Raw genomic sequence first — 12,878 nt, forward strand, 5'->3', positions numbered from 1 at the left:
AATCGCGTCCGCAAACAAGCACCGGCGCCGGATGAAAGAATCAGGGCCCCGTCCACGAGCGAAGGAACCGCATCTTGGCACTCGACCGCCCCCTCGCCGCTCCGCCCTCACGCGGCCGCTTCTTCGAGACGTCCTGGCCGGTTCGCACAGGCGACATCGACGCCGCCAAACGACTCCGCCTCGACGGCATCGCGCGCTACCTGCAGGACGCCGGTCTGGACAACCTCGACGCGGTCGACGCCGCCGACAGCCACCCGCTGTGGATCGTCCGGCGCACCGTCATCGACGTCCTGCGGCCCGCCGTGTGGCCCGAACGCGTACACCTCCGACGCTGGTGCTCGGCACTGTCGACGCGCTGGACGAACATGCGCGTGCAGATCCAGGGTGAGGCGGGCGCGCTGATCGAGACCGAGGGGTTCTGGATCCACATCAGCGGCGAAACGGGCATGCCCACCCGCATCGACGACGAGTTCATCGAACGCCTCGGGGAGTCCGCAGAGGAACACCGGCTGAAGTGGAAACGGTGGCTCGTCGAGAACGCGCCGGCCGCCGACGAGGACGGGATCGAGGACAGCGAGTTCGTTCTGCGCCGCACCGACATCGACCCCTTCGACCACGTCAACAACGCCGTCTACTGGCAGGCGGTCGAGGAACTGCTCGCCGACCACGAGCATCCCGGCGGCGGCCGCCTCGTCGACAACCCACACCGCGCAGTGCTCGAATACCTCGCGCCCATCGTGTCGACCGACAGGATCGTCCTGCGCAGGCGCCGGGACGACACGTCGCTGACGGTGTGGTTCCTGGTCGACGACGCGCTGCGGGCGGTGGCCCACGTCGGGCCGATCACCACCTGATCACACCATCTGCTGGGTGCCGATCACCCGCAACAGGTCGAGCTTGGCGCGCGCATCGGAGCCCGGCTGCGGCATGTACACGAGCAGGTGCTGATAGGCGCCCTGCGTCAGCAACGTCTCGCAGACGAGGTCGATGCGCCCGACCTCGTCGTGGAGAACGCTCTTCGTGTCGGATCGGCGGACGGCCACGTCGTGCCGGTCCCAGAGCGCCGCGAATTCGGTGCTCGTCTCGTACAGCCGGGCGACGAGTTCGGTGACGTCGGCGTCGCCCGCGCGCCGGGCGGCTGTCGCCCGCAGATCCGCGACGTGCTGTCCGGCGAGACGATCGTGATCGTCCGCGGGGAACAGTCCGCGCTCGGCGGGGTGCGCGAACCACCGCCACGTGATGTACCGGTCGAGTCCCGCATACCGGGTCACGTCGCCGAACAGGATCACGTGCATGCGGTTCTGGACCAGCACTTCCCCGAGGTCCGAGATGACGCAGCCCGGGGTGTCGTCGAGTTTGTCGAGCAGATGCAAAAGCCCCGGTCCGACGTGCTTGTTGCCCGCGGCCCGCATCGGCGGCACCTGCCCGGACAGCAGATACAGGTGATCGCGCTGATCGTCGGTGAGCCGCAGAGCCCGCGCCATCGACGCCAGGACCTGCGTCGACGGGTGCGGACCGCGAGCCTGCTCGAGTCGCGTGTAGTAGTCGGTGGACATTCCCGCCAGCAGCGCCACCTCGTCGCGCCGCAGTCCCGGCGTCCGCCGCCGCACTCCCGGCGCCAGGCCGACGTCCGCAGGCACCAGCTGTTCCCGGCGACGGCGGAGGAAGTCGGCCAGCTCGGAACGGTCCATGACCCAACTGTGCCGGACCGGCCGGGGCGCTGCCAGGGATCGCCGGTCCCCCGATGAACGGTCTCTGGTTGCCGGACCCGCCGACGGCGACGCTGGTGTCGGTCAGGAACACACACCGATCATCGGAGCAGAACATGATCAGCACCACCGCACTCGGAACCACGGGTCCGGCCGTCGGCCGGCTCGGCCTCGGCGCAATGGGAATGTCCGGGACGTACGGCGCTTCGGACGACGTGGAGTCCGTCGCCACGATCCATGCGGCCCTCGACGCCGGGATCGACCTCGTCGACACCGGAGACTTCTACGGCTCGGGCCACAACGAGTCCCTGATCGGCACGGCCCTGCACGGCCGTCGGCGCGAGGAGGTGGTCCTCAGCGTCAAGTTCGGTGGGCTGCGCGGGCCCGGCGGAACGTGGGCCGGTGTCGACACGAGACCCGACTCGATCCGGAACTTCCTCGCGTACTCGCTGCAGCGGCTCGGCGTCGACTACATCGACATCTACCGCCCCGCCCGCCTCGACCCCGACGTGCCGATCGAGGACACCGTCGGCACGATCGGTGAACTCGTCGACGCCGGCTACGTGCGCCACATCGGACTGTCCGAGGTGGGTCCCGAAACGCTGCGCCGAGCCGCGGCGGTGCACCCGATCACGGACCTGCAGATCGAGTACTCGCTCATCTCCCGGGGCATCGAGGCCGAGATCCTGCCGCTCTGCCGGGAACTCGGGATCGGCATCACGGCCTACGGCGTACACTCCCGCGGTCTGCTCAGCGATTCGCTGCACACCGGCCAGGCCCTCGCGGCCGACGACTTCCGCGCGCACAGCCCCCGGTTCCAGGGTGAAAACCTCCGGCAGAACCTCACCCTCGTCGACTCGCTCGCCGCCGTCGCCGCGCAGCACGGGGTGAGCGCCGCACAACTGGCGATCGCGTGGGTTCTCGCCCAGGGCGACGACATCGTGCCGGTGATCGGGGCACGCACCGTCGCCCGGCTCGAGGAGACCCTCGGCGCGCTCGACGTCCACCTCGGCGCCGGCGACCTCACGGCGATCGCCGCGGCGGTCCCCGACACCGCTGTCGCCGGGGAGCGCTACGCGCCTGCGCAGATGGCCCAGCTCGACAGTGAACGCGCCGGCGTGGGGCGCTAGCGTCTAGCCATGGCCTCGCACAGCTCGTCTCGGAATCGCACCCTCATACTGATGCGCCACGGCAAGTCGGCGTACCCGGAGGGGGTCGCGGATCACGAGCGGCCGTTGGCGCCGCGCGGACGGAAGCAGGCGGGTCTGGCTGGTGAGTGGCTGCGGTCGACCCAGCCTCCGATCGACGCCGTGCTGTGTTCGACCGCTCGCCGCACCCGGGAAACACTGGAGGCGACCCGGGTCGGCGCTCCCGCCCGGTTCGCCGAGGAACTCTACGGCGCGTACCCGTCCGAGGTGCTCATGGAAATCGTGCGGATCGAACCGTCGGTGCGCACGCTGCTCGTCGTCGGGCATGTTCCCGGCATGCCGTCGACGGCTCTGGATCTCGCAGGCAACCCCGACACCGGGGACGCCGACCTGATGCGGGAGAAGTTCCCGACGTCCGCGCTCGCGGTCCTCACGGTGCCGTGCGAGTGGGACGAACTCACGTCGAGCGCGGCGTCACTGGCCACGTTCCACGTTCCGCGGTAGCGGCCTCAGAACAGCTTCCGGCCGACGACGGCGACGACACCGAGGATCAGGACCAGCACCAGCGCGGACCAGAATCCGAACAGCCACCAGACCACGCCGAAGACGACCAGCGCCGGCGCGACGGTGATGAGCGCGATCGTCGGGCTCTCCCGCACGACTTCGAGTGCCGACTCGGCCTTCACGCGATCGATCTTCTTCTCGGACATCTCGTCTCCGTTCAGCGAACCACGCATATCGGACAGGTGATGTCGAGGATAGTCGTCACGGGGCGAGTGCCGTCGTGCTCGGGCGCCGCTCCTCGGCTAGCTGCCCGGGAACGTCACGACGTCGAGGTACAGCGGCATCTCGTCGGTGCGCGATCCGGTCTGCGTTCCCGTCGCGTCGACCACCGGGGCGCCGGCAGTGGCAGCGGCCTCGAAGCTCTCCCCCGTCACCCGACCGTCGAGGTCGAAGTTCTCGAACTCGAACGGAATGCCGTTCGACGCCAGGAAATCCGGCCCGTCCATCACATGGAAGTGCAGGTGCGGCGCGTCGGTGTTACCGCTGTTGCCCAGCAAACCGATCTGCTCGCCCGCCCGCAGGTTCTGGCCGACGCTGATGTTGTCCACGCTGCCGGGCTGCAGGTGCGCGTAGAACGCGAACCGCCCGTCCCCGATCGCCTGCACGACGTGGTTTCCGCCGTACTGGTCGAGCGGCAGTCCCTGTGGAGTGGCCCCCGGAACCTGTTCGGACAGATCGCCCACGACGGCGATGATTTCGCCGTCCGACACGGCGCGGACCGGTGCGCCGTAGTACGCGTAGCTCGACAGCTGCTTTTGGTCGCCGGTGTAGATGCGACCCTGCTCGTCGAGTTGGACGAAATCGATCGCGAAACGCTCGGCCGCCAGCATCCGGCCGTTGATCGGCAACACGGCGGCGCGGTGGGAGGTGACCGTGCAGCAGCCGGTGCCGTCGAGCCAACGCGGACCGTCGAGCGGCGAGCGGATCCGGACGGCCTCGCGGGTGTCGACGTTCGTGTCCGCCACGTTCTCGGCGAGTTGCTTCGGCACGAGCGACGTCGCCTGCGGGAAGTCGACGTTCACGACGTGGTCGAGGCTGCGCGGCACGTCGTCGGGACTGTCGAGGGTCGCGTCGATCCACACCAGCCCCTGCTGTCCGGGGGCGAGGACGTTGCCGGCCTTCGGACCGCCGCCCAGGGCCTGGAACCACGGTGTCAGCGCATCGCCGCTCAGGTCCACCAGTGTGCGGCCGTCACCTTTCACCTGCAGCGATGTGATCGTCGCCGGCTGCGAACCGGTGTTCGTCAGCCGCAGTTCGTAGGCCAGGTGCACGCGGCCGTCGCTGCCCGTCACCGGGATCGGTGCGGCCACCACGTCCGCGACCACCGGGGTGATCACCGCGGGGGTGCCGGACGAGGCCGGCGCCGCAGACGACGTCGCCTCGCTCTGCTGGGTGTCCGAGGCCGTGCAGGAGGTCGCGACTCCCACGACGGCGGCGAGTGCGAGCGCGACGGCGAACCTCGACCGGGCCATCATTCGACGCTAGCAACGCTGAACATCCTGCGACAAGGCTCGAAACGGCTGGAGGCACCGAAACCAGATGAAGGCCCCACCCCCGAAGAGAGAGGGGTGGGGCCTTCGTCCGTTGGTGAGTGCTCAGCGAGTCCGGGGACTCGTCAACCACTCACAGGCGCGGAGCGCCTACCGGTAATCGTTGCTGAAACCGTAGTCGTCCAGCGGCACCGCGGCACCGGTGTTCTGGCCGAAGCCGTCCGGGCTGTAGTACTGGTCGTCGTACGACGGAACCGCGTACGCAGCAGCGCGGGCCTCTTCGGTCGGCTGAACCTGGATGTTGCGGTAACGGTTGATACCGGTACCGGCAGGGATCAGCTTTCCGATGATCACGTTTTCCTTCAGACCGATCAGCTTGTCGCTGCGGCAGTTGATCGCCGCATCGGTCAAGACGCGAGTGGTCTCCTGGAACGACGCCGCGGACAGCCACGAGTCGGTCGCCAGCGATGCCTTGGTGATACCCATCAGCACCGGACGTCCGGCTGCCGGCTCGCCACCCTCGGCGACGACACGGCGGTTGGCCGCCTCGAAGTCGGCACGCTCGGTCAGCGAACCGGGCAGGAACTCCGTGGCGCCCGAATCGATGATCGTCACGCGACGCAGCATCTGGCGCACGATGACCTCGATGTGCTTGTCGTGGATCGACACACCCTGGCTCCGGTACACCTCCTGGACCTCGTTGACGAGGTGGATCTGCACCTGACGGGGGCCCATGACACGCAGCACCTCGTGCGGATCGGCAGCACCTTCCATGAGCTGCTGACCGACCTCGACGTGGTCACCGTCGGCCAGAAGGCGTTCGGTGCCGTCGTCGTGCTTGAAGACACGCAGACGCTGACGCTTCGAGAGCTTGTCGTAGACAACCTCTTCGCCACCGTCGTCCGGGACGATGGTGATCTTGTAGAAGCGGTCGCCGTCCTCGAGCTGCACGCGTCCGGTGACGTCGGCGATCGGGGCCTTGCCCTTGGGGACGCGGGCCTCGAACAGCTCCTGGACACGCGGCAGACCACCGGTGATGTCTTCTCCGGCGACACCACCCTGGTGGAAGGTACGCATGGTCAGCTGAGTACCGGGCTCACCGATGGACTGGGCGGCGACGATACCGACGGCCTCACCGATGTCGACCAGCTTGCCGGTGGCCATCGAACGGCCGTAGCAGGTGGCGCAGACGCCGGTGCCCGTGGTGCAGGTGAGCACCGAACGGACCTTGACCTTCGTGATGCCTGCCTCGAGCAGTGCGTCGATTGCCGGGTCGCCCAGGTCGTGTCCGCGCTGGACGATGACGTTGCCGTTCTCGTCCACCGCATCGGCTGACAGGGTACGAGCGTACGTGCTCGTCTCCACGTGAGCGTCGCGGATCATCGAGCCGTCGGCCTGCTTCTCCGCGATCGTGGTGATGATGCCCCGCTCGGTTCCACAATCCTCCTCGCGGACGATGACGTCCTGCGAGACGTCCACCAGACGACGGGTCAGGTAACCCGAGTCGGCGGTGCGGAGCGCGGTGTCGGCCAGACCCTTACGGGCACCGTGCGTGTTGATGAAGTACTCGAGAACGGTCAGGCCTTCCTTGAAGGAAGACTTGATCGGACGCGGGATGAACTCACCCTTCGGGTTGGTCACCAGACCCTTCATACCGGCGAGCGAACGAACCTGAGTCATGTTGCCGGCGGCGCCGGACTTCACGATCATCGGGATCGGGTTGTCGTCGGGGAAGTGGGCCTCCATGGCCTTACCGACCTCGTCGGTGGCCTCGGACCAGATCTTGACCAGAGCGCTGTTGCGCTCGGTCTTGTTCAGAGCACCACGCTGGTACTTCTTCTCGATCTGATCGGCCTGAGCTTCGAAGGACTCCATGATCTGAGCCTTCTCCGGCGGCACGAGGACGTCGGAGATCGAGACCGTGACACCCGAACGCGTGGCCCAGTAGAAGCCGGCGTCCTTCAGCTTGTCGACGGTCTGCGCGACCACGATCATGGGGTAGCGCTCGGCGAGATCGTTGATGATCGTCGCCTGACGCTTCTTCGGCATCTGCTCGTTGACGAACGGGTAGTCCGCCGGCAGCAGCTCGTTGAAGAGCACGCGACCCAGCGTCGTCTCCGCGGTCCAGCCGTCACCGTAGTTCCAGCCTTCGGGGAACAGCTCCGACTCGATGTCGCGGGGCGGGCGCTGCTGCGTGAGCCGCACCTTGATCTTCGCCTGCACGACGAGCGCGCCACGATCGACGGCCATCTGAGCCTCGGCGGGCGAGGAGTACACGCCCTGCTCCGCCTCGTCGTTCGTCGACGCGGCGAGTTCGCCGGTGGCACCCTCGTCCAACCGGGTCAGGTGGTACAGACCGGTGACCATGTCCAGACGGGGCATGGCGAGCGGTCGACCCGACGCGGGCGACAGGATGTTGTTCGACGACAGCATCAGGATGCGTGCCTCGGCCTGCGCCTCCGCGGACAGCGGAAGGTGCACGGCCATCTGGTCACCGTCGAAGTCGGCGTTGAAGGCCTCACACACCAGCGGGTGGAGCTGAATGGCCTTGCCCTCGACCAGCTGCGGCTCGAAGGCCTGGATGCCCAGGCGGTGCAGCGTCGGTGCACGGTTCAGCAGCACGGGGTGCTCGGCGATGACCTCTTCGAGGACGTCCCACACCTGTGCGCGCTGACGTTCCACCATGCGCTTGGCGGACTTGATGTTCTGCGCGTGGTTCAGGTCGACCAGGCGCTTCATCACGAACGGCTTGAACAGCTCGAGAGCCATCAGCTTCGGCAGGCCGCACTGGTGCAGCTTGAGCTGCGGACCGACGACGATGACGGAACGACCCGAGTAGTCGACGCGCTTACCGAGCAGGTTCTGACGGAAACGACCCTGCTTGCCCTTGAGCAGGTCGCTCAGGGACTTCAGCGGGCGGTTACCGGGACCCGTGACGGGGCGGCCGCGACGGCCGTTGTCGAACAGCGCGTCCACGGACTCCTGCAGCATCCGCTTCTCGTTGTTGACGATGATCTCGGGGGCACCGAGGTCGATCAGTCGCTTGAGGCGGTTGTTGCGGTTGATGACGCGGCGGTACAGGTCGTTCAGGTCGGAGGTGGCGAAGCGGCCACCGTCGAGCTGAACCATCGGACGCAGCTCCGGCGGGATCACCGGGACGGCGTTCAGAACCATGCCCATGGGCGAGTTCTGGTTGACCTGGAAGGCTGCGACGACCTTGAGACGCTTCAGTGCGCGGAGCTTCTTCTGCCCCTTGCCGCTGCGGATGGTCTCGCGGAGGTTCTCGGCCTCGGCGTCGATGTCGAAGCTCTCCATGAGCTTCTGGATCGACTCGGCACCCATGGCGCCCGTGAAGTACTCGCCGTAGCGGTCGACGAGTTCGCGGTACAGCAGTTCGTCGACGATGAGCTGCTTGACGCTGAGCTTGGTGAACGTGGTCCAGATCTCGTCGAGACGATCCAGCTCGCGCTGCGCGCGGTCACGGAGCTGACGCATCTCGCGCTCGCCGCCGTCCTTGACCTTGCGGCGGACGTCGGACTTGGCGCCCTCCGCCTCCAGCTCGGCGATGTCGGCTTCGAGCTTCTGAGCGCGGGCCTCGAGGTCGGCGTCGCGCTGATCGGCGACGGTCTTCTTCTCGACCTGCATCTCGGCTTCGAGCGTGGACAGCTCGTTGTGACGCAGTTCCTCGTCGACACCGACGATGACATACGCGGCGAAGTAGATGATCTTCTCGAGATCCTTCGGCGCCAGGTCGAGCAGGTAGCCGAGACGGCTGGGCACGCCCTTGAAGTACCAGATGTGGGTGACCGGGGCAGCCAGTTCGATGTGGCCCATGCGCTCACGACGAACCTTGGCGCGGGTCACCTCGACGCCGCAGCGCTCACAGATGATGCCCTTGAAGCGGACACGCTTGTACTTGCCGCAGTAGCACTCCCAGTCCCGGGTGGGGCCGAAGATCTTCTCGCAGAAGAGGCCGTCCTTCTCGGGCTTGAGCGTGCGGTAGTTGATGGTCTCCGGCTTCTTGACCTCGCCGTAGGACCAATTGCGGATGTCCTCTGCACTGGCGAGGCCAATGCGGAGTTCATCGAAGAAGTTGACGTCGAGCACGTAACTTCCTTTCCCCAGAGGGATTGTGGATCAACGGTCACCCGCCGATTCCTGACTGCCAATTCAAATGTGAACTACGCCCCCGGGGCACGGATTTCCGTGACCCGGGGACCGAAAACTAGTTCGCGAGGTCGTCGACCGTCGCCGCCTCGTTCCGGGACAGGTTGATGCCCAGGTTCGCTGCGGCCCGCTCCAGGTCCTCGTCGTCGCCGTCCGCCATCGCGATGGCCGCGCCGTCCGAGGACAGCACCTCCACGTTGAGGCAGAGCGACTGGAGCTCCTTCAGGAGCACCTTGAACGACTCGGGGATACCCGGCTCGGGGATGTTCTCGCCCTTGACGATGGCCTCGTACACCTTGACTCGACCCACCACGTCGTCGGACTTGATGGTGAGCAGTTCCTGCAGCGTGTATGCCGCGCCGTAGGCCTGCATCGCCCAGCACTCCATCTCACCGAAGCGCTGGCCACCGAACTGGGCCTTACCGCCGAGCGGCTGCTGGGTGATCATCGAGTACGGACCGGTCGACCGAGCGTGGATCTTGTCGTCGACCAGGTGGTGCAGCTTGATGATGTACATGTAGCCGACCGAGACCGGGTACGGGAACGGCTCGCCGGAACGGCCGTCGAACAACGTGGCCTTTCCGTCGGACGCGACCATGACCTCGCCGTCGCGGTTCGGCAGCGTCGAACCGAGGAGACCGGTGAGCTCGTCTTCCTTGGCGCCGTCGAACACGGGGGTGGCGATGTTGGAGTCGGAAGGCGCCGACAGCATCTCCTCCGGCAGCTGCTCCGCCCAATCGGGCCGGGAGCCGTCGCCGGCGATCTGAACGTTCCAGCCGGTCTTGCCGATCCACCCGAGGTGGGTCTCCAAGATCTGACCGATGTTCATACGACGCGGAACACCGTGGGTGTTCAGGATGATGTCGATCGGCGTGCCGTCGGGCAGGAACGGCATGTCCTCCTGCGGGAGGATCTTGCCGATGACGCCCTTGTTGCCGTGGCGGCCGGCGAGCTTGTCGCCGTCCTGGATCTTGCGCTTCTGTGCCACGTAGACGCGGACCAGCTCGTTGACACCGGGGGGCAGATCGTCGTCGTCGTCGCGCGAGAACACGCGGATGCCGATGACCTTGCCGGTCTCACCGTGGGGAACCTTCAGCGACGTGTCGCGAACCTCGCGGGCCTTCTCACCGAAGATGGCGCGCAGCAGGCGCTCCTCCGGGGTCAGCTCGGTCTCGCCCTTCGGCGTGACCTTCCCGACCAGCACGTCGCCGTCACGAACCTCGGCACCGATACGGATGATGCCGCGCTCGTCGAGGTCGGCGAGGACCTCGTCGGAGACGTTCGGGATGTCGCGAGTGATCTCCTCGGCACCGAGCTTGGTGTCGCGGGCATCGATCTCGTGCTCCTCGATGTGGATCGAGGTGAGGACGTCCTCTTCCACGAGGCGCTGCGACAGGATGATCGCGTCCTCGTAGTTGTGGCCTTCCCACGGCATGATCGCGACGAGCAGGTTCTTGCCGAGCGCCATCTCACCGTTCTCGGTGCAGGGGCCGTCGGCGAGGACCTGTCCGGACTCGACACGCTGTCCCTCGTCCACGATCGGACGCTGGTTGGCGCAGGTGCCCTGGTTGGAACGCGCGAACTTGCGCATCCGGTACGTCTTGCGGCTGCCGTCGTCGGCCATGACCGTGACGTAGTCGGCGGAGACCTCTTCGACGACACCGGTCTTCTCGGTGACGATGACGTCGCCCGCGTCGACGGCGGCACGCAACTCCATGCCGGTACCGACCAGCGGGGCCTCGCTGCGAACGAGCGGCACCGCCTGACGCTGCATGTTCGCGCCCATCAGGGCGCGGTTGGCGTCGTCGTGCTCGAGGAACGGGATCATCGCGGTCGCGACGGACACCATCTGCCGCGGCGAGACGTCCATGTAGTCGATCTCGGCGGACGAGACGAACTCGACCTCGCCGCCCTTACGACGGACCAGAATGCGATCGTCGGTGAAGTGACCGTTGGCGTCGACGGCCGAGTTGGCCTGTGCGACGACGTGGCGGTCCTCTTCGTCCGCGGTCAGGTAGTCGACCTGGTCGGTGACCTGGCCACCCTCGACCTTGCGGTACGGCGTCTCGATGAATCCGAACGGGTTGACCCGTGCGTACACCGACAGCGAACCGATCAGACCGATGTTCGGACCTTCGGGGGTCTCGATCGGGCACATGCGGCCGTAGTGCGACGGGTGAACGTCTCGCACCTCGAGGCCGGCACGCTCACGGGACAGACCACCCGGGCCGAGGGCGGACAGACGACGCTTGTGCGTCAGCCCCGACAGCGGGTTGTTCTGGTCCATGAACTGCGACAGCTGGGACGTTCCGAAGAACTCCTTGATCGCAGCCACGACGGGCCGGATGTTGATCAGCGTCTGCGGCGTGATCGCCTCGACGTCCTGGGTGGTCATGCGCTCACGAACCACGCGCTCCATGCGGGACAGGCCCACGCGGATCTGGTTCTGGATGAGCTCACCGACCGTGCGCAGACGACGGTTGCCGAAGTGGTCGATGTCGTCGACCTCGACGGGCACCGCGACGCCGCCGGGGGCGGTCATCTCGGTGTCACCGGCGTGCAGGCGCACCAGGTACTCGATGGTGGCGACGATGTCTTCCTCGGTGAGGGTCGACGCGACGATCGGCTGCCCGGTGTTCAGGCCCAGCTTCTTGTTGATCTTGTAGCGGCCCACGCGAGCCAGGTCGTAGCGCTTGTCCTTGAAGAACAGGTTCTCCAGGAGCGTCTGGGCGCTCTCCTTGGTCGGCGGCTCGCCCGGACGCAGCTTGCGGTAGATGTCGAGCAGCGCCTCGTCGGTGCCTGCGGTGTTGTCCTTCTCGAGGGTCGCCATGAGGATCTCCGAGAAGCCGAAGCGCTCGGCGATCTGCTCGGTGGTCCAGCCGAGGGCCTTCAGCAGCACGGTGACGGGCTGGCGGCGCTTGCGGTCGATGCGGACGCCGACCGTGTCGCGCTTGTCCACGTCGAACTCGAGCCATGCACCACGGCCCGGGATGACCTTGACGCTGTGCAGGTCCTTTTCGGTGCCCTTGTCGACGGAGTGGTCGAAGTAGACGCCGGGGGAACGCACCAGCTGCGAGACCACGACACGCTCGGTGCCGTTGATGATGAACGTGCCCTTGTCGGTCATCATCGGGAAGTCGCCCATGAAGACCGTCTGGCTCTTGATCTCACCGGTGTTGTTGTTGATGAACTCCGCGGTGACGAACAAAGGCGCCGCGTAGGTCATGTCCTTGTCTTTGCACTCGTCCGTCGAGGCCTTCACCTCGTCGAAGCGCGGGTCCGAGAAGGACAGAGACATCGAGCCCGAGAAATCCTCGATCGGGGAAAGCTCCGCGAGAATGTCCTCGAGACCGCCGGAGATTGCGCTGTCGCCACGAGCGGCGGCGCGTTCGCGCCAGCTCTGCGCACCGATCAACCACTCGAACGAATCGGTTTGTAGATCAAGAAGCCCGGGAACTTCGAGGGGTTCGCGAATCTTTGCGAACGAAACCCTCTTCGGGGCTCCGGGGATTCCGGAAACTGCCTTGGTCTGGCTAGAGACTGCCAAGATGCGTCCTTCCAGCACCTCACGCGGGCCGCTCTTGCTGTTGCGACCGCCGCTGTATCTGCTTCGAATTTCGCTGGTCACAACCCGAACGAAACTCGTCACAGTTGCTGAAGAGTGAATCACTTCGCAGCGGTACGGACGAGAGGTGGACAGGAGGCAGCCAGCGCAACGTCCAAAAGTACACCCAAACTCGGTAGATGTCGAGTCGGGCACCCGAAACAGCACCCAGCCGGGCGCTCGGCCACGCGTCACT

The 12,878-nt window shown here is 66.5% G+C and carries 8 protein-coding genes; 3 read left to right on the forward strand and 5 right to left on the reverse strand.

From position 1 onward, the window contains the following. The first annotated feature begins 74 nt into the window (after window positions 1-74). Window positions 75-854: an acyl-[acyl-carrier-protein] thioesterase gene (locus tag JWS14_RS10000; protein WP_206013056.1), complete on the forward strand. Its 780-nt coding sequence runs from the start codon at window positions 75-77 to the stop codon at window positions 852-854. On the opposite strand, the gene JWS14_RS10005 is transcribed toward JWS14_RS10000, so the two are convergent. Then, window positions 855-1,691, reverse strand: a complete 837-nt coding sequence (locus tag JWS14_RS10005; RefSeq protein ID WP_072940067.1) for a helix-turn-helix transcriptional regulator — start codon at window positions 1,689-1,691, stop codon at window positions 855-857. A 134-nt stretch (window positions 1,692-1,825) separates the two neighbouring features. Between JWS14_RS10005 and JWS14_RS10010 the strand changes: the two genes are divergently transcribed. Both JWS14_RS10010 and JWS14_RS10015 read left to right on the forward strand, forming a co-directional pair. Then, complete coding sequence (locus JWS14_RS10010; protein ID WP_206013057.1) at window positions 1,826-2,839, forward strand: aldo/keto reductase; 1,014 nt, start codon at window positions 1,826-1,828, stop codon at window positions 2,837-2,839. A gap of 9 nt (window positions 2,840-2,848) precedes the next feature. Beyond that, the gene (locus tag JWS14_RS10015) at window positions 2,849-3,361 is read left to right on the forward strand and encodes a SixA phosphatase family protein (RefSeq protein WP_072940064.1); all 513 of its coding nucleotides are present in this window, start codon (window positions 2,849-2,851) and stop codon (window positions 3,359-3,361) included. 5 nt (window positions 3,362-3,366) lie between these two features. Here the strand turns inward: JWS14_RS10015 and JWS14_RS10020 are convergent, their stop codons facing one another. From JWS14_RS10020 to rpoB, 4 genes are all read right to left on the reverse strand, one after another. Then, window positions 3,367-3,567 (reverse strand): hypothetical protein, encoded by a 201-nt coding sequence (locus JWS14_RS10020; RefSeq protein WP_043826362.1) that lies wholly within the window; start codon window positions 3,565-3,567, stop codon window positions 3,367-3,369. 96 nt (window positions 3,568-3,663) lie between these two features. Next, window positions 3,664-4,896: a M23 family metallopeptidase gene (locus JWS14_RS10025; protein WP_083395795.1), complete on the reverse strand. Its 1,233-nt coding sequence runs from the start codon at window positions 4,894-4,896 to the stop codon at window positions 3,664-3,666. A 165-nt stretch (window positions 4,897-5,061) separates the two neighbouring features. Then, a complete protein-coding gene (locus JWS14_RS10030; RefSeq protein WP_072940061.1) occupies window positions 5,062-9,018 on the reverse strand; it encodes a DNA-directed RNA polymerase subunit beta' in 3,957 nt (1,318 codons plus the stop codon). Between the two features lie 118 nt (window positions 9,019-9,136). Further along, window positions 9,137-12,643, reverse strand: a complete 3,507-nt coding sequence (gene rpoB / locus JWS14_RS10035) for a DNA-directed RNA polymerase subunit beta (RefSeq protein WP_012688855.1) — start codon at window positions 12,641-12,643, stop codon at window positions 9,137-9,139. Window positions 12,644-12,878: the final 235 nt, after the last annotated feature.

This window comes from Rhodococcus koreensis (genome assembly GCF_017068375.1).
Taxonomy (GTDB): domain Bacteria; phylum Actinomycetota; class Actinomycetes; order Mycobacteriales; family Mycobacteriaceae; genus Rhodococcus_F; species Rhodococcus_F koreensis.

What these genes read in the sequence shown, in the direction of transcription:
- JWS14_RS10005 (WP_072940067.1), bottom strand. Translation starts at nt 1,691, where the DNA reads ATGGACCGTTCCGAGCTGGCCGACTTCCTCCGCCGTCGCCGGGAACAG.
- JWS14_RS10010 (WP_206013057.1), top strand. Translation starts at nt 1,826, where the DNA reads ATGATCAGCACCACCGCACTCGGAACCACGGGTCCGGCCGTCGGCCGG.
- JWS14_RS10015 (WP_072940064.1), top strand. Translation starts at nt 2,849, where the DNA reads ATGGCCTCGCACAGCTCGTCTCGGAATCGCACCCTCATACTGATGCGC.
- JWS14_RS10020 (WP_043826362.1), bottom strand. Translation starts at nt 3,567, where the DNA reads ATGTCCGAGAAGAAGATCGATCGCGTGAAGGCCGAGTCGGCACTCGAA.
- JWS14_RS10025 (WP_083395795.1), bottom strand. Translation starts at nt 4,896, where the DNA reads ATGATGGCCCGGTCGAGGTTCGCCGTCGCGCTCGCACTCGCCGCCGTC.